Origin of the sequence: Amycolatopsis roodepoortensis (genome assembly GCF_014873915.1) — a bacterium.
Taxonomy (GTDB): domain Bacteria; phylum Actinomycetota; class Actinomycetes; order Mycobacteriales; family Pseudonocardiaceae; genus Amycolatopsis; species Amycolatopsis roodepoortensis.
Map to the genome: position 1 here is coordinate 992484 of NZ_JADBEJ010000001.1, position 17868 is coordinate 1010351.

General features: G+C 68.9%; 13 protein-coding genes. 9 read left to right on the top strand and 4 right to left on the bottom strand.

The window, feature by feature from the left end:
* Nucleotides 1–197: 197 nt before the first annotated feature.
* The 3 genes from pheS to H4W30_RS04785 all read left to right on the top strand — a co-directional run bounded on the left by pheS (nt 198) and on the right by H4W30_RS04785 (nt 7304).
* Nucleotides 198–1262 (top strand): phenylalanine--tRNA ligase subunit alpha, encoded by a 1065-nt coding sequence (gene pheS / locus H4W30_RS04775; protein ID WP_126734051.1) that lies wholly within the window; start codon nt 198–200, stop codon nt 1260–1262.
* Complete coding sequence (gene pheT / locus H4W30_RS04780) at nt 1263–3830, top strand: phenylalanine--tRNA ligase subunit beta (protein WP_192741664.1); 2568 nt, start codon at nt 1263–1265, stop codon at nt 3828–3830.
* 87 nt (nt 3831–3917) lie between these two features.
* Nucleotides 3918–7304, top strand: a complete 3387-nt coding sequence (locus H4W30_RS04785) for a tetratricopeptide repeat protein (protein WP_192741665.1) — start codon at nt 3918–3920, stop codon at nt 7302–7304.
* Here H4W30_RS04785 and H4W30_RS04790 read toward each other — a convergent pair.
* The gene (locus H4W30_RS04790; protein ID WP_192741666.1) at nt 7285–7977 is read right to left on the bottom strand and encodes a DNA alkylation repair protein; all 693 of its coding nucleotides are present in this window, start codon (nt 7975–7977) and stop codon (nt 7285–7287) included. The genes H4W30_RS04785 and H4W30_RS04790 overlap by 20 nt on opposite strands.
* Nucleotides 7978–8162: 185 nt before the next feature.
* Between H4W30_RS04790 and H4W30_RS04795 the strand changes: the two genes are divergently transcribed.
* On the top strand, nt 8163–9749 hold the full coding sequence (locus H4W30_RS04795; RefSeq protein ID WP_192741667.1) for an alpha/beta hydrolase: 1587 nt from the start codon (nt 8163–8165) through the stop codon (nt 9747–9749).
* 322 nt (nt 9750–10071) lie between these two features.
* Here H4W30_RS04795 and H4W30_RS04800 read toward each other — a convergent pair whose 3' ends face one another.
* Together H4W30_RS04800 and H4W30_RS04805 are read right to left on the bottom strand one after the other, a co-directional pair.
* A complete protein-coding gene (locus H4W30_RS04800) occupies nt 10072–11229 on the bottom strand; it encodes an IS30 family transposase (RefSeq protein ID WP_404799861.1) in 1158 nt (385 codons plus the stop codon).
* A gap of 84 nt (nt 11230–11313) precedes the next feature.
* Nucleotides 11314–11763, bottom strand: coding sequence for a DUF6294 family protein (locus H4W30_RS04805; protein WP_192741669.1), 450 nt, complete (start codon nt 11761–11763; stop codon nt 11314–11316).
* A gap of 215 nt (nt 11764–11978) precedes the next feature.
* On the opposite strand from H4W30_RS04805, the gene H4W30_RS04810 reads away from it, so the two are divergent.
* Nucleotides 11979–12473, top strand: coding sequence for a helix-turn-helix domain containing protein (locus H4W30_RS04810; protein ID WP_126734045.1), 495 nt, complete (start codon nt 11979–11981; stop codon nt 12471–12473).
* A gap of 43 nt (nt 12474–12516) precedes the next feature.
* Here the strand turns inward: H4W30_RS04810 and H4W30_RS04815 are convergent, their stop codons facing one another.
* Nucleotides 12517–13482: a helix-turn-helix transcriptional regulator gene (locus tag H4W30_RS04815; RefSeq protein WP_192741670.1), complete on the bottom strand. Its 966-nt coding sequence runs from the start codon at nt 13480–13482 to the stop codon at nt 12517–12519.
* Between the two features lie 90 nt (nt 13483–13572).
* Here H4W30_RS04815 and argC point away from each other — a divergent pair, with 90 nt between their 5' ends.
* Genes argC through H4W30_RS04835 form a run of 4 tightly spaced genes read left to right on the top strand, consistent with a single transcriptional unit; the run spans nt 13573 to nt 17865 of the window.
* Nucleotides 13573–14601: an N-acetyl-gamma-glutamyl-phosphate reductase gene (gene argC, locus H4W30_RS04820; protein WP_192741671.1), complete on the top strand. Its 1029-nt coding sequence runs from the start codon at nt 13573–13575 to the stop codon at nt 14599–14601.
* Complete coding sequence (gene argJ, locus H4W30_RS04825) at nt 14598–15758, top strand: bifunctional glutamate N-acetyltransferase/amino-acid acetyltransferase ArgJ (protein ID WP_192741672.1); 1161 nt, start codon at nt 14598–14600, stop codon at nt 15756–15758. Before argC ends, argJ begins: the two co-directional genes overlap by 4 nt.
* Nucleotides 15755–16675 carry an acetylglutamate kinase gene (gene argB, locus H4W30_RS04830; RefSeq protein WP_034321637.1) on the top strand — a complete coding sequence of 307 codons (921 nt, stop codon included), beginning with the start codon at nt 15755–15757 and terminating at the stop codon, nt 16673–16675. The genes argJ and argB overlap by 4 nt, the downstream gene beginning before the upstream one ends.
* Entirely contained in the window at nt 16672–17865 is a 1194-nt protein-coding gene (locus H4W30_RS04835; protein ID WP_192741673.1) for an acetylornithine transaminase, read from the top strand. The genes argB and H4W30_RS04835 overlap by 4 nt, the downstream gene beginning before the upstream one ends.
* The last annotated feature ends 3 nt before the right edge of the window (nt 17866–17868 follow it).

The window sequence follows — 17868 nt, forward strand, 5'->3', positions numbered from 1 at the left end:
AGCTCTCATGGAACGCAGTGTTCGTTCCAGCACCTTGTTTACGGCGTAGAGCGCGTTTTTCGCACTTCCGAGTGACGGTGTGCCCAGCCCGAGGGTGATCGGGGGCCGCCGTTCGCTGTCCCATAGAATTCAGCAGCTGCTAAACCCATGTGTGCGCTCGCGTGCACCGGACCAGTCCCAGCGGACGCCGAGGAGTTATGTCCGAAGCCAACGACAAGCAGGACCCCCAGGCGGGAACGCTCGCGCCGGAAACGTTGACGGCCGCCGTCAAACAGGCCGAGACCGATTTCGCCGCCGCGGCGGATCTCGACGCGCTGGCCGCGGTCAAGCCCGCCCACCTCGGGGACCAGTCTCCGCTGCTGCTCGCCCGCCGCGAGATCGGCGCCCTGCCGAAGCAGGAGAAGGCCGAGGCCGGCAAGCGGGTCAACGAAGCGCGCCAGGGCATCCAGGCCGCCTTCGACGCGCGCCGGGCCGTGCTCCAGGCCGAACGTGACGAGAAGGTGCTCCGCGAGGAGGCCGTCGATGTCACGCTCCCGTGGGATCGCGTGCCCCGTGGCGCCCGGCACCCGATCGCGACCTTGTCGGACCGGATCGCCGACGCGTTCGTCGCGATGGGCTACGAGGTCGCCGACGGCCCGGAGCTCGAAGCCGAGTGGTTCAACTTCGACGCGCTGAACTTCGGCAAGGACCACCCCGCGCGCCAGCTGCAGGACACGTTCTACCTCGGCGAGGAGGACTCCGGCCTGGTGCTGCGGACGCACACGTCGCCGGTGCAGGCCCGCACGCTGCTGCACCGCGACCTTCCCGTGTACGTCGTCTGCCCCGGCCGCACGTACCGGACCGACGAGCTCGACGCCACGCACACCCCGGTGTTCTCCCAGGTCGAAGGCCTCGCGGTGGACAAGGGCCTGACGATGGCGCACCTCAAGGGCACCCTCGACGCCTTCGCCCGCGCGATGTTCGGCGGTAACTCGAAAACCCGGCTCCGTCCGCACTTCTTCCCGTTCACCGAGCCGTCGGCCGAGGTCGACGTCTGGTTCGAGGAGAAGAAGGGCGGCCCCGGCTGGGTCGAGTGGGGCGGCTGCGGCATGGTCAACCCCAACGTCCTGCGTGCCTGCGGCGTCGACCCCGAGGTCTACTCGGGCTTCGCCTTCGGCATGGGTATCGAGCGCACCCTGCAGTTCCGCAACGGAATCCCGGACATGCGCGACATGGTGGAGGGCGACATCAGGTTCACCCTGCCCTTCGGAACGGAGGCCTGAGTGAAGGTCCCAGCCAGCTGGCTGACCGAACACCTCGACGTCGACGAGGAGGTCACGGCCCAGGATCTGGCCGACGCCTTCGTGCGCATCGGCATCGAGGTCGACGACGTCCGGAAACTCGAACCGGTCACCGGCCCGCTCGTGGTCGGCCGCGTCGCCGAGATCGAGGAGCTCACCGAGTTCAAGAAGCCGGTCCGGTTCTGCCGGGTCGACGTCGGCGAATCGGACGACGACACCGACAAGCCCGACGAGAACCTCGACGAAGACGAGGACGACGACGAAGGTCCTTTCGAGGACGACGGCCCCACGGGCATCAAGACCCGCGGGATCATCTGCGGTGCCTCGAACTTCGCCGAGGGCGACCTGGTCGTCGTCGCGCTGCCCGGCACCGTGCTGCCCGGCGGTTTCGAGATCGGTTCGCGCAAGACCTACGGCCGCCTCAGCGACGGTATGATCTGCTCCGCGAGCGAACTCGGCATCGGGGACGACCACTCCGGCATCCTGGTGCTGCCGCCGAGCACGGCCAGCCCGGGCGAGGACGCGACCAAGCTGCTCGGCCTCGAAGACACCGTCCTCGAGGTGACGCCGACCCCGGACCGCGGGTACACCCTGTCGGTCCGCGGCCTGGCCCGCGAGCTGTCCAACGCGCTCGACGTCCCGTTCGGTGACCCGGCGTCCATCGAGGTCCCCGAGGCCGAGAGCGACGTCTGGCCGGTGCACCTCGAAGACACCGAGGGTTGCAAGCGGTTCGTGCTGCGCCGGGTCAAGAACCTCGACGCCACCGCGCCGACGCCGTGGTGGATGCGCCGCCGCCTGATGCTGGCGGGTATCCGCTCGATCTCGCTCGCGGTCGACGTGACCAACTACGTCATGCTCGAGCTCGGGCATCCGCTGCACGCCTTCGCGACCGGTTCGGTCAAGGGCGATCTGGTGGTGCGCAAGGCGAAGCCGGGCGAGAAGCTGACCACTTTGGACGATGTCGAGCGCACGCTCGACGCGGACGACGTGGTGATCGCCGACGACAGCGGCGTCATCTCGCTGGCGGGCACGATGGGTGGCGCGTCGACCGAGATCACGCCGGAGAGCACCGACGTGCTGCTCGAAGCGGCGCACTGGGATCCGTCGTCGATCAGCCGGACGGCCCGCCGTCACAAGCTGTTCTCCGAGGCGGCCAAACGGTTCGAGCGCTACACCGACCCGCAGCTGTGCGCGGTGGCCGTCGAGCTCGCCGCGCGCCTGCTGCGTCAGTACGGCGAGGGTTCGATCCTGCCCGGCCGCACCGACGAGGGCGGCGTCGAGCCGAATCCGCCGGTCACCATGCCGATCAGCCTGCCCGACCAGGTGGCCGGGGTGCGTTACGAGCGCGGTGTCACGGTCAAGCGGCTCTCGCAGATCGGGTGCAAGGTCAACGTGGGCACGGCCGAGGACGGCACCGCGCTGGTGACCGCCGTCCCGCCGAGCTGGCGCGGTGACCTGGTGCAGCCCGCCGACCTGGTCGAGGAGGTGCTCCGGCTGGAGGGCTACGACAGCATCCCGTCGGTGCTGCCCGAAGCCCCGGCCGGCCGCGGTCTCACCGACAAGCAGCGTCGCCGTCGTTCGGTCGCGCGTGCGCTGGCGGAGAACGGCTACGTCGAGGTGCTGCCCTTCCCGTTCATCTCGGACTCGGTCTGGGACGCGTTCGGGCTGCCCGAGGACGACGTCCGCCGCAGCACCGTGAAGGTCCGCAACCCGCTGGAGGCGGACAAGGACCGGATGGCGAGCACCCTGCTGCCCGGGCTGCTGGAAACGTTGCAGCGCAACATTTCCCGTGGTTTCAAGGATGTCTCGCTGTTCCACATCGGACAGGTCGTGCTGCCCGGGCCGAACCCGATCCCGATGCCTTCGCTCGGGGTGGACCGGCGCCCGACCGACGAGGAACTCGCGGTGCTGGAGGCGGCGGTCCCGCCGCAGCCGCAGCACGTCGCCGTCGTGCTCGCGGGCCAGCGTGCCCGGGCCGGCTGGTGGGGTGCGGGCGAGCAGGCGAACTGGGCCGACGCGGTGCAGGCCGCGCGGCTGGTGGCGCAGGCCGCCGGTGTCGAGCTGACCACGGCCGCCGCCGACCAGCCGCCGTGGCACCCCGGCCGTTGCGCGCAGCTGAGGGTGGGGCAGTGGCCCATCGGTTACGCCGGTGAGCTGCACCCGAAGGTCGTCGAGGCGCTCGGGTTGCCGCCGCGCACCGTCGCGATGGAGCTCGACCTGGACGCGATCCCGATCCCGGACGGCCGTCCGGCGCCGCGGATCTCGGCGTACCCGCCGGTGCTGCTCGACGTCGCCCTCGTCGCCGAGGCGAGCGTTCCGTCGGCCGACCTGGCCGAGGCGCTGCGCGAAGGCGCGGGCGAACTGCTCGAAGACATCACGCTGTTCGACTCGTACCAGGGTGAGCAGCTGGGCGAGGGCAAGCGCTCGGTGGCGTACAAGCTGCGGTTCCGCGCCGCGGATCGCACGCTGACCGTCGACGAGGCCACCAAGGCCCGCGACGCCGCCGTCGCGGTCGCGGGTGAACGCTTCGGTGCGAGCCTGCGCGCCTGACCTGTAGTCCCGTGAAGGCCCCCTTCCCTCGGCTGAGTCGAGGGAAGGGGGCCTTCACGCGCTTCGGGTGTGGCAAAGTGAGGACTTGTGTCACGTCCAGACGGTCGGTCCAGTATCCAAGACATCGCCCGCGCCCGGCTGAGCGACGGTTTCGTCGGCAGGGTCGGGGAACGCGAGGACTTCCGGGTCAATCTGGGGCTGCCGGGGGACGACCGGCGCCGCCGGTACCTGTTCTCGGTGCACGGTCTCGCGGGGGTCGGCAAGTCCTTCCTTCTCGATCAGCTTCGCGGTATCGCCGAGGAATCCCGTGCCGCCGTCGGGTTCGCCGACGACCGGCAGCAGGACCTGCCCGCGACCTTGGTCAAACTGGCGAAGGACCTCGCTCGCGGCGGGTACGAGATGCGCCGCTTCGAGAAACGCTACGAGTCCTATCTCAAGGCGAGGGAACGGCTGCACCGCGATCCGCAGGCGCCGGCCGCCGGGCGCGAACTGGTGACGAAGACCGTGGTCAAGGCCGGGCTCGGGGTCGCGAAGACCCTTCCGGGCGGGAGTATCGCCGCCGACGCCATCGACGCGGACGCGACGGCCAAACAGCTGGAGCAACTCCAGGTCTACCTCGCCGCGAAGTTCAAGCGGAAGGCCGATGTCCAGCTTCTCCTGGAACCGGCGGAGGAGCTGACCAAACCGTTCGTCGAGGATCTGTGGCGTATTCCGGAGAACCGGCAGATCGCGCTGTTCTTCGACACCTTCGAGCGCACCGCGCCGGTGCTGGAGACGTGGCTGCTCGATCTGTTCGGCGGGCTGTACGGCGATCTCCCGCAGAACCTGGTGTTGACCGTCGCGGGCCAGCTCCCGCTGGACGAGGCGAAATGGAATCGGCACGCGCCGCTGGTGCGCGAGATCGAGCTCCGGCCGTTCACCGAGCCGGAGGCGCGCCGCCTGCTCGCCGAACACGGGATCACCGACGAGAAGGTCGTCGAGATCGTGCTGAGGCTGACGGACGGCCTGCCCGTCCTGGTCGCCATGCTGGCTCGCGGAAACCCCGCCGAGGCCGACGCCGTCGGCGACCCGAGCGACGACGCGGTCAAGCGGTTCCTGCACTGGGTTCCTGAAAAGGCCAGGAAGGACATCGCGGCCACGGCGTCCCTGCCGCGTTTCCTGGACGAAGACGTCATCGGCGTGCTGACCGGCAAGGAGAGCGCGGGCGAGATCTTCCGCTGGCTGCGGGAACTGCCGTTCGTCGGGCGCCGTGAGCTCCCGGTGCGCTATCACCCGGTGGTCCGCGGCCCGATGGTGCGCATGGAACGCGGCCGATCGCCCGCCGAGTTCGCCGAACGGCACCTCAAGCTCAGCGAGTACTACGAAGGCCGGTGCGCCGAACTCGGCCAGAGCCACTACCGCGACGCCTGGAGCGACGAGCGCTGGCAGAAGAGGAAGCTCGAGCAGACCTACCACCGGCTTTGTGGTGCTCCGGCCGACGCCCTGCCGGACGCGCTGCTCGGCGCGGCCGAGATGATCACCAGCGGCACCGCCCCCGCACGCGCTTGGGCGCGCATGATGGAACAGGCGGGTGCCGACGCGGACGCGCCCGCGGTGCTGGGCTGGGGCCAGCGGCTGACCGCCGCGATCGGTGACGGCGACGGCCCGCGGGAGATCCCGGTGCTCGACCTGCTCGCCGGCGCGGGCGAACTCGACGCCGCGCGGCTATCGACGGTGATCCGGCGGCGCGCCTGGGCTCATGAAGCACAAGACGACATCGCCGCGGCGACACGGGATCTCGACCGGGCTCTCGATCTGAACCCCGCCGATCCTTACCCGTGGAGCGATCGGGGCAACCTGTTCCGCAACGAGGGCGACTGGGAACGGGCGTTGTCGGATCTGAACCGGGCGATCGAGCTCGACCCCGGTTACGCCTATTCGTGGCGCGGGCGTGGTTCCGCCCGTGCCGAACTCGGCGACCTCGACGGCGCCATGGCGGATCTCGACGAGGCCGTCCGGCTCCAGCCCGACCACAGGTGGGCCTACTCCATCCGGAGCGAGGTGCACTTCAAACGCGGCGACATCCGAAAGGCGATCGACGAGATCGACATCGCGATCCGGCTCGACCCCGACTACGCCTGGGCCGTCCACTACCGGGCCACGCTCTTCGCCGAGCTGGGAGACGACGCCGAAGCGCTCGCCGGTCACCGCGCGGCCGCCGCCCTCCGCCCCAAAGACGTCTACTACCTGACCGAGCTGGCGTTGTTCCTGGAGCGGACGGAAGACGGGGACGCCGCGGCGGCGGCCTTCGACGCGATCGTCGCGGCGGACCCCGGCAGCGCCAGGGCACACGCGCTCCGGGCCGCGTTCCACCACCGTGGCGAGCGGTACCGGCTCGCTGTCGACGGTTTCACCGCCGCGCTGCGGATCGACCCGGACTACGAGTGGGCGTATTACATGCGCGGCCAGGCGCACCACGGTCTGGACGAGCACCGCACGGCACTCGCCGACTTCGAACGGGCCATCGAGCTGGCCCCCGACGACGCCGAGAACCACCTTCAGCGGGGGGTGATGCTCAGCAGGCTCAAGGACAACAGCGCCGCGGTGAACTCCTTGAGCCGCGCCATCGAACTCGACCCCGGCAACGAGTGGGCACACACCTGGCGTGCGCTGGCCCATCAGCGCTCCGGTGATTCGCCGGCGGCCCTCGCCGACATCGACGTCGCCGTCTCGGCGAATCCGGAGATGGCCTTCTTCCACACCACCCGCGGTGACATCCTCGGCGACCTCGACCGGCATGACGAAGCCCGGGCGGCACTGGACGAAGGAGTGCGGCTGGGACAGGACGGCGGGTACGCCTTGTACCGGCGCGCCCGGCACCGCCTTCTTTTCGGTGATCAGGAAGGCGCGTTGTCCGACGCGGAAAGCGCGCTGGAAGCAGGGCATGACGAGAGCGCCCGCGCCCTCCGCGCGGAGATCCGCCGCCGGGCCGGTGAGTACGGGGAGGCCATCCGGGAGCTGCGCGAACTGATCGCCTCGGATCCGGAGGACGCCGAATACCGCGAAAACCTCGGGGAAGCCCTGCTATTCGCGGGGGAGACCGACGAGGCGGAGGCGCTTCTGGCCCCGCTCGCACCGGAATTCGGCTGGGCGCACAACCTCCTCACGCTCGTCTGGCTGAAGACCGGGCGAACGGAGGAAGCCCGCCGCGCACTGAACGAAGGCCTCGACAAGGCCAACGCCCGGATCGCGACCGGCGCCTTCGACTGGGACGTCCAGCTCCAGCCGCTGTTCTACCTCCTCGTGCTCGGGCGCGAGGACGAAATGACCCGTGACCTCAAGGCCCTTCTCGAGAAGGGCGCGCCACAGGAAACGCGCTTGGAGCTGCTTCACGATCTCACGGAGCTACGAGTGCTGATGCCCGAACTCGGCGGGGTGATCGAGGAACTCATCGCCCTCATCCCCAGGCCGGTGCTCAACCTCCCAGATGCTTGAGCGCCTCCCTTCTGGACAAAGTGGACAGTGCCGGATGCGCGGTGACGAAGGCGCGTACCCAGTCCGGCTCGGTCTTCGCGTACTCGCGCAGGGCCCAGCCGATCGCTTTGCGCAGGAAGAAGTCCTTGTCGTCGATGTTGGCTTCGACGGCACGGGTGAGCAGGTTGGTATCCGTTCCGCCCTTGGCGCCGATCTGGCAGATGACCGAAGCGCGGCGACGCCATCGGTCCTCGTCGTAGGCCCAGGTCAGCATCAGCGTCGTCATCGTCTCCGGCTCCGCCCGCAGGATCGGCCCGATCCGGCGGATCGCGACCTCGTCCACGTAGTCCCACCAGGCGCCCGTCACGATCATCTCCTCGTAGAGGCCGAGCAGATCGCCGTCCTGCCAGCGGGCGTAGGCACGATGGCCGGACAGGGCGATCGCCGCATAGCGCTCTTCGCGGAATTCCGCTTCGCGCCACAAGGTGAGAACGGCCGTCGAAAAACTCACTCGATCGGGTAGCGGATGCTCGGCGTAAACCCGCTTCAGCAAGGCCGTCCGAGGCGGGGACGCCACCCCGAGGAACGGCATCTCCGACTTCATGTACGCCCGCATCGCCGGAGCCTTCTCCGGATCGGCCAGGCAGGCCAAACCGTTGCGAACCGCCGAAACCAGGCTTTTCACCTCGTCCACGCGTTCTCCTTTCCCCAGCGGGCGCCGCGAGCGTACGGCAGGGGACCGACAAGACGGATATGCCCGGATCGAGGCGCGGATACCGACTAAAGAGGGATGGCGGCCGACGTGTCGGTCAGCGAGATTGAAGCCGATTCTCGGTAGCTTCGGCCCGACCGGGTCGAACGCGGACGAAAAGGAACACAGTGAAGAAATTCGTTGCCGCCCTGGCGGTCGCGGGGATCGGCGTCGGCACCATGGCGCTCGCTCCCTCCGCCACGGCCGCCTCGGCGTCGGACTTCGATCCGAAGCCCATCTCCTGGGGAGCCTGTACGCGCCCGAGCCTGGTCAAAGCAGGCGCGGAATGCGGTTTCCTCGAGGTCCCGTTGGACTACGCGAAACCCGGCGGCGAGAAGATCTCGATCGCCGTGTCGCGCGTGAAGCACAAGGCCGCCAAGTCGCAGGGTGTCATGCTGGTCAATCCGGGCGGACCCGGCGGATCCGGCCTCGGCCTCTCGACCCTCGGCAGGGCCGTCCCCAAGAAGGCGGGGGAGGAGTACGACTGGATCGGCTTCGACCCGCGCGGTGTGGGGGAGAGCAAGCCGTCGCTGACCTGCGACGGCAACTACGCCTCCTACAACCGCCCGCAGTACGTGCCGACCACGCGCGCCATCGAGACGGCGTGGCGTGAGAAGGCGAAGGGCTACGCGAAGGCGTGCGCCAAGAACGGCGCGATCCTCGACCACATCAAGACCATCGATGTGGCGAAGGACGTCGACAGCCTGCGCAAGGCGCTGGGCGAGAAGCAGATCAACTACTACGGCTTCTCCTACGGCACCTACCTCGGGCAGGTCTACAGCACGCTGTTCCCGCAGAACGTGCGGCGGATGGTGTTCGACGGCACCGTCGACCCCCGCGACGTCTGGTACAAGGCGAACCTGAACCAGGACATCGCCTTCGACAAGAACATCAAGACCTACTTCGGCTGGATCGCGAAGTACGACGACGTCTACCACCTCGGCAAGACCGCGGCCGCGGTCGAGAAGCTGTGGTACGCCGAGCAGAAGAAGCTGTACGACAAGCCCGCGGGCGGTGTCATCGGCGGGTCCGAGTGGACGGACATCTTCCTGCAGGCCGGCTACTACGTGTTCGGCTGGGAAGACATCGCCAACGCGTTCGCCGGCTGGGTGCACAAGGGTGACTGGCAGACCCTGAAGGGCCTGTACGACAGCTCCAACCCGCCGGGCCAGGACAACGGCTACGCGGTGTACGCGGCCGTGCAGTGCACCGACGTGGCGTGGCCGCAGAGCTGGCCCCGCTGGAAGTTCGACAACTGGGTCACGCACTTCCGGGCGCCGTTCGAAACCTGGGGCAACGCCTGGTTCAACGCGCCGTGCCTCGACTGGCCCGCGAAGCCGGGCAAGCCGGTGGAGATCGACGGGAGCAAGGTTCCCGGCATCCTGCTGATCAGCGAGGAGAACGACGCCGCGACGCCGTACCCCGGCAGCCTCGAGGTCCGCAAGCGCTACCCGAACTCCAGCCTGATCAGCGCTCCGGGCGGCACGACGCACTCGGGTTCGCTGTCCGGTGTGTCCTGTGTGGACGACAGGATCGCGGACTACCTGCTGACCGGGAAGCTGCCGGTGCGCAAGCCGGGCAGCGGTTCGGACGTGCAGTGCTCCCCGGTCCCGGCGCCGGTTCCCGCCGGTGCTTCCGCGGCGGCCAAGTCCGACGTGCCTTCCGCGGTCACCGAAGTGAAGAAGGAGGCGCTGGCTCAGGCGCTGCCTTTCTGAGTTTCTCGCCAGAGAACGCCCCGGTCCGGATTTCCCGGATCGGGGCGTTTTTGTTCTGATGCTCATCGGCGTTGTTGCGAAAGTGGCTTTCGCAACGTGCGGCGGTGGTGGTCGTGGATGGTTCGCCCAACCTGCCGAGGGCGTGTCGCGAAAGCCACTTTCGCGACCTCAGATGTCCCGAAAGTGGCTTTCGCAACGTGCGGCGGTGGTGGTCGTGGATGGTTCGCCCAACCTGCCGAGGGCGTGTCGCGAAAGCCACTTTCGCGACCTCAGATGTCCCGAAAGTGGGGCGGATTCATGCGGTGGTCGCAACGTGCTCTGTTTAGGACAGTAGCGTGGTGAGTTTTTCGAGTGGGGTGTGCCAGTCCAGTGTTTTGCGGGGGCGGCTGTTGAGTCGTGCGGCGACTGCGGTGAGGTGTTCTGCGGTGTGCTGGTGCAGGTTGGTCCCTTTGGGGAAGTACTGGCGAAGCAGGCCGTTGGTGTTCTCGTTCGTCCCGCGTTGCCATGGGGAGTGCGGGTCGCAGAAGTAGATGGCCAGGTCGGTGGCGAGGGTGATGTCGGCGTGACGGGCCATCTCGTTGCCCCGGTCCCAGGTCAGTGACCGCCGCAACTGGTGCGGGAGGGTCTGGATCGCGTCGATCATCGCGTCCCGGACCTGGATCGCGTCGTGGCCGTGGGGCAGGTGCAGCAGTATGACGAACCGAGTGGAGCGTTCCACGAGGGTGCCGATCGCGGACTTGTTACCGGCACCGGTGATCAGGTCGCCTTCCCAATGCCCCGGGACTGCCCGGTCCTCGGCTTCGGCCGGCCGTTCGCTGATCTCGACGAGATCAGGGATCCGCGACCGTCGTGCCTGTGCTTGCTTGCGCGGGCGGCGCAGTGCCCGTCCTGTCCGCAAACACGCGGTGAGCTCGCGGCGCAGCGCTCCCCGGCTCTGCACATACAAGGACTGGTAGATCGTCTCGTGTGACACTCGCATCTCCGGCCGGTCGGGGAACTCCATCGCCAGCCTGGCTGTGATCTGCCCCGGAGACCACTCCTGCAGCAACCGCGCCTGCACATGATCCCGCAACTCGCGATTACCGGCCTCGGCCAGCTTCGCGGTCTTCGGCCGCCGGGCCCGATCCCGCGCCGCCGACTCCGCCCGATGCGCTCGATACCCGCCCCGGCCACCATTGTTCGTCACCTCCCGGCTGATCGTCGACGGGGCCCTGCCCAGCTGCCGAGCGATCTCCCGATACGACAGACCCCCGGACAGACCACGAGAAATCTCCTCCCGCTCAGCCACACTCAGATAGCGCTCACCCAACGAGCCAGGTGCGTTCCCGATCACCCCGCCAGCCTGCGCGAACCACCGCCGCCCGGTCTCGTGCGACACATCCACCAAACGGGCGGCAGGCTTAGGCAGACACCCCGCCCGCACCGCATCCCAGAACCGCACCCGCACCACACGCGGCAACACCAACCCACCAGCCACCACAACTCCCAGCTCACGAAGGATGTTGCAACGACCCCATGAATCCGCCTGGCTTTCGCGACATGGCCGTCGAGGTTCACTCGCCTTTCAGCAGTGGCTCGTGATCCGCATGCTGTGGATGCGGTCGAAGAACCCGGCGTCGAACGACCCTTCGGCGAACCACCAGTGCCACACGTTCTTGACGGTGCCCTTGACGAACTTGGTGTCACCGCCGTGATGGACGGGCCCGAGGACGATTCCGTTGCTGTCGAGGGTGTTCACCCACATCAGCCACGCGTCGCTGCTGTCGCTGCTGACGATCGTCGCTTCGAACGAAGCGCTGCCGTTGCGTCTGAGCGTCCACTTCGCGTTGTCCATCGTGCAGTCACCCGCCTGGATACGACCCCAGGTGAACCAGCAGGAATCCGCTCCGGTGCAGGTGGCCTGCGCGGTGGTGGAACCCGTCGTCCCTGCCGAGGCGGGCGTGACGAAGGCGGTCCCGATCGTGAGCACGAGCATCGTCACGAAAAGCGACATCCGACGTGCTGTTGTTTTCATGTTTCCTCCCCGAAAATCGTCGATCCGTACCGGTCTGTGCGCAAAGCTAACTCGCGGCTGATCGCGGTCACGATCACTTAGGTGCGGCAACAGGGGTGGCCGATAGTGCGTGACCGGCACCCTCTCGCCCCCGAACGCGATGAAAGTTCCGCTCACGCACCGAATCCTCTCGCCGCGCCGGAAAACTGTCGGCGCCGCCCGTTAACGTCCCCGGCATGACCATCGTCGAAGAGCACCGGACCGAGATCCGCGTGCAGGACACCGTTTATCGCATCGAGGTCGCCGCCCGTGAGGGTGGCGGCGCGGCCGGGGAAGACCGCTGGGTGACCGTCATGGTCGGCGGAGCCGGACCGCAGGAGGAGCCTGTCGCCGAAGGCAGGCTCGACATCGACGCCGAAGCCGTACCGGCCTTGGCGACCGTCCTTTCCGACACCCTCCTGGCGTTCGCCGGGCGGGGCAACGGAAGGAACGGCCGACGAAGATCGGCGGACCGCCCGGCCCATCAGGGCTCGCCGTGGTCCGACGAGCTGGACGCGGAACTGGAAAGCCGTTGGCTGGCCGGGGAAAGCGTCGAGGAGATCGCACGGCGGTTCGAGCGGACACCGGGCGGGATCCGTGCCCGGCTGCCCAGGGTCGGCTGTGACCCGGAGCGCCGGGGCGCGTACCTCCCGATCCCGCCGAGCAGACGAGAGGTAGGTGAACTCGGTTGAACCAGGGCGGTCGCGAGGGCGGGGTGCGTCCTCGCGGCCGCCGTCAGTCCACTGTGGACTGAGTTCCGCGCTGGGCCCTGGCCGCCATCTCCCTGAGATGAGTGATCAGTTCCGGCGGTTCGTGCACGGTGAATTCGCAGCCGAGCCCGAGGATCCGGAACGCGAGCCAGTCGAGGGTGTCCGTGCCCGCGTGGAGAACGCAGCTCTCGTCGTCGATCGGTTCCAGCTCGCCTGATCCCTCGCCGATCGCGGGGGAGACCTGGCCGATCGGCGCGTGCAGGGTCACGCGTGCGCTGTAGGTGGGAAGGAGGCTGTACATCTTGTCGGTGACGTAGGCCGCCACGTCCTTCGCGGGTGGCTGTCTCGGTGTCGCCCGGCCACCGGTCGCCCGCGGTTCCGAGATCCGGTCCGCGCGGAAGATCCGCCAGCCGTCCCGGTCGAGGTCGTAGCCGAGCAGGTACCACCGGCGTCCGGCGGAGACGAGCCGGTGCGGTTCCACGTGCCGCCGGGATTCGGTCCCGTCGCCGGTGCGATAGGCGAACCGGGTCCGTTCGGTGTTGGCGATCGCGCCCGCGAAGACCGTGAGGTGTTCCGGGTCCACCACGGCTCCGGTGCCCGGGATGGGCACGGTCGCGGCGCCCAGCGCGCCGACGCGGTACCGCAGCCGCGACGGCAGCACCTGCTCGAGTTTGGCCAGCGCCCGCACCGAAGACTCCTCGATTCCCGAGATCGCCTGGCCGGCGGCGCTCCGGAGACCGACCGCGATCGCGACGGCCTCCTCGTCGTCGAGCAGCAGCGGCGGCATCGCCGTGCCGGCACCCAGCCGGTAGCCGCCTTCGGAACCTCGCGACGCCTCGACGGGGTAACCGAGCTCACGCAAGCGGTCGATGTCGCGCCGGATGGTCCGCGGACTGACCTCCAGCCGCTCGGCGAGCTCGCTACCAGGCCACTCGCGAGGGGTTTGCAGGAGTGACAGCAGGCTCAGCAGCCGGGCGGGCGTGTCGGTCATGCGATCAAGGATGCCGGTACCGAGTCCCGTATCGGGTGAGCCACACGACTTTGTTTGATTGAACTTGCATGGGAGTGCATAATCATGCGTATGACGGTGAAGATCGCGGTGGCCGGAGCCAGCGGGTACGCGGGCGGCGAACTCCTGCGCCTGCTGCTGACCCATCCCGAAGTCCAGATCGGCGCGCTCACCGCGGCCAGTTCCGCGGGGACGCCGCTCGTCCAGCATCAACCGCACCTCGCGCCACTGGCCGACCGTGTCCTGCTGGAGACGACCCCGGAGACCCTGGCCGGGCACGACGTCGTCTTCCTCGCCCTGCCGCACGGCCACTCCGGCGCGATCGCCGCGCAGCTGGGCCCGGACGTCCTGGTGATCGACCTCGGCGCGGACCACCGCCTCTCGGACGCGGCCGACTGGCAGCGCTGGTACGGCGGCGACCACGCGGGGCAATGGCCGTACGGGCTCCCCGAGCTTCCCGGCGCCCGCGAGCGTCTCGCCGGGACCAAACGCATCGCGGTCCCCGGCTGCTTCCCGACCGGCGGTTCGATCGCCCTCGCCCCGGCGCTCGCCGCGGGCCTGGTCGAGCCCGAGGTCAACGTCGTGGCCGTCACCGGGACCTCGGGCGCGGGCAAGAGCCTGAAGCCGAACCTTCTCGGTTCCGAGGTGATGGGTTCGGCCACCGCGTACGGCGTCGGCGGTGCCCATCGCCACACCCCCGAGTTCGCGCAGAACCTTTCCGCGGTGTCGGGTGAGCGGGTCAAGGTCTCGTTCACCCCCGTGCTCGCCCCGATGCCGCGCGGGATCCTCACCACCGCGAGCGCCCCGCTGAAGACCGACCTGGACGCCGACGGCGCCCGCGAGGTCTACGAAAAGGCGTATGCCACCGAGCCGTTCGTCCAGCTGTTGCCCGCGGCCCAGTGGCCGTCCTCGGCTTCGGTCGTCGGCTCGAACAACGTCCAGCTGCAGGTCACCGTCGACGCTGACACCCGGCGCCTGATCGTGGTCGCGGCCATCGACAACCTGACCAAGGGCACCGCCGGAGGTGCCGTCCAGTCGATGAACATCGCGCTGGGCCTCCCTGAAACCACCGGACTACCGACCGTAGGAGTCGCTCCGTGACCGTCACCCAGCCGAAGGGATTCCGTGCCGCGGGCGTCGCCGCCGGGATCAAGGCCGAGGGCAAACTCGATCTCGCGCTCGTCGTCAACGACGGGCCGCTCCAGGTCGCGGCCGGCGTGTTCACGCGCAACGTGATCAAGGCCGCGCCCGTGCTGTGGTCGCAGGAGGTGCTCAAGCAGCAGCGGCTCAAGGCCGTCGTCCTCAACTCCGGCGGCGCGAACGCCGCCACCGGCCCGGGCGGTTTCCAGGACACCCACAAGACCGCGGAGAAGGTCGCCGAACTCCTCCAGGCAGGCGCGATCGAGGTCGCGGTCTGCTCGACCGGCCTGATCGGCGAACGGCTGCCGATGGACGCGCTGCTTTCCGGCGTGGACACCGCCTTCGCCGGCCTCGGCACCGGTGCCGAGGCCGATCTCGCCGCGGCCACCGCGGTCATGACCACCGACACCAAGCCGAAGCAGGCGGTCGCGAAGCACGACAGCGGCTGGAGCGTCGGCGGGTTCGCCAAGGGTGCGGGAATGCTCGCCCCGAACCTCGCGACGATGCTGTCGGTCCTCACCACCGACGCGGTCGTCACGCCGGAAGTCCTGGACAAGGCCCTGCGCGCCGCCACCGGCGTGACCTTCGACCGGCTCGACGTCGACGGCGGGACCTCAACCAACGACACGGTGCTCGTCCTCGCGTCCGGCGCCAGCGGTGTCGAACCGAGCGAGGCCGAACTGACCGAACTCCTCACCGCCGTCAGTCTCGATCTCGTGCTGCAACTGCGCGCGGACTCCGAAGGCGCGACCAAGTACGTCGACGTCACGGTCACCGGCGCGGCGAGCGAGGCGGACGCCATCGCCGTCGGGCGGACGATCGCCGAGGACAACCTGGTCAAGACCGCGCTGTTCGGTTCGGACCCGAACTGGGGCCGTATCGCCATGGCGCTGGGCCGGGTGCCCGCGAAGATCGACCCGGAGAAGGTCGCCATCGCGATCAACGGCGTAACCCTGTTCGCCAAGGGCACCACCGCGGCGGACCGCTCGGAAGCTGACCTGTCGGGCCGGGACATCCAGATCGTCGTCGACCTCGGCCTCGGTGAAGGCGGGGCGACGATCTACACGACCGACCTCTCGCACGCGTACGTCGAAGAGAACAGCGCGTACTCCTCATGAGCCCTTCCGAATCCACCGTCCCCGCGGACGAGCGGCTCGCGACCGCCGCCGAGAAGGCGTCGATCCTCATCGAGGCCCTGCCCTGGCTGCAGCGTTTCCACGGCGCCACCGTCGTGGTCAAGTACGGCGGCAACGCCATGATCGACGAGAGCCTCAAACAGGCCTTCGCCGAGGACATGGTCTTCCTGCGCATGGCCGGGCTGCGGCCGGTGGTGGTGCACGGCGGCGGCCCGCAGATCACCGCGATGCTCAACCGGCTTGGCGTCGAAGGCGAGTTCAAGGGCGGCCTGCGCGTCACCACGCCCGAGACGATGGACATCGTCCGCATGGTGCTGACCGGGCAGGTCAGCCGGGAACTGGTCGGCCTGATCAACGCGCACGGCCCGTACGCGGTCGGCATCTCCGGCGAGGACGCGAGGCTGTTCACCGCCGAGCGCAAACAGGCCACTGTGGACGGTGTTCCGGTCGACATCGGGCTCGTCGGCGAGGTCTCCGAGGTCAACCCGGACGCGGTGCTCGACATCGTCAACGCGGGCCGGATCCCGGTGGTGTCCACCGTGGCCCCGGACGTCGACGGCGTCGTGCACAACATCAACGCCGACACCGCCGCCGGCGCGCTGGCCGCGGCGCTCGGCGCCGAGAAACTCGTCGTGCTCACCGACGTCGAGGGTCTCTACGCCAACTGGCCGGACCGCGGATCGCTGGTCGACCGGATCCGCGTGGACCGCCTCGAAACCCTGCTACCAGGCCTCGCCAGCGGCATGATCCCGAAGATGGAGGCCTGCGTGCGCGCCATCCGCGGCGGCGTCCGCCGGGCGCACGTGATCGACGGCCGCATCGCCCATTCGGTATTGCTGGAGGTCTTCACCTCCCGCGGTATCGGTACCATGGTCTTCCCCGAAACGGAGCTCCCGTGACCACGTACAAGTCCAATGTAGACGGCCAGGAGCACTGGAAGTCGTCCCTCATGGACAACTACGGCACCCCGGCGCTGACCCTGGTCCGCGGTGAAGGCGCGAAGGTCTGGGACGCCGATGGCAAGCCGTACGTCGACCTGCTCGGCGGCATCGCGGTGAACGCGCTCGGCCACGCGCACCCCGCCGTGGTCGCCGCGGTCACCGAGCAGGTCGCGAAACTCGGGCACACCTCGAACCTCTACGTGAACCCGGTCGCCGTCGAACTGGCGGAAACCCTCCTGGACGTCGCGGGCCTGTCCGGCAACGCGAAGGTGCTGTTCGTCAACTCCGGCGCGGAGGCCAACGAAGCCGCGCTGAAGATCAGCAGGCTCACCGGCCGGACCAAGATCGTCGCCTGCGAGGGCGCCTTCCACGGCCGCACCATGGGCGCGCTCTCGCTGACCGGCCAGCCGTCGAAGAGGGACGCCTTCGCGCCTCTGGTCCCGGGCGTCACGCACGTTCCGTACGGTGACGTCGATGCGCTTCGCGCCGCTGTGGACGACGAAACCGCGGCGGTGTTCCTCGAACCGATCCTCGGGGAGGCGGGTGTTGTCCCGGCGCCGGACGGCTATCTCCAGGCCGCGCGGGAGATCACCAAGGCGACCGGGACCTTGCTGGTCCTCGACGAGGTGCAGACCGGCATCGGCCGCACCGGCGCGTGGTTCGCCTTCCAGCACACCGGCATCGTCCCGGACGTCATCACGCTGGCGAAGGGCCTCGGCGGCGGCCTCCCGATCGGCGCGGTCATCGGCGTCGGCGAGGCGGGGGATCTGATGAAGCCGGGGCAGCACGGCACCACCTTCGGCGGCAACCCGGTCTGCTGCGCCGCCGGGCTCGCCGTGCTCAAGACCATCGCCAAGGACAATCTGAACGACCACGTTTCCGCGCTGGGCAAGGACATCGCCTCCCGGTTGGAGGAGCTCGGCCACCCGCTGGTGTCCGGGGTCCGCGGTGCGGGTCTGCTGCTCGGCATCACGTTGCGCGAACCGGTCTCGGCGACGGTCGCCAAGGCCGCGCAGGACGCGGGATACCTGGTCAACCCGATCGCACCCGACACCATCCGGCTGGCACCGCCACTGATCCTGAGCGCCGAAGAGGCCACGGGATTCCTCGAAGCCCTTCCCGGGGCGCTCGATTCCACCACCACCTAGGAC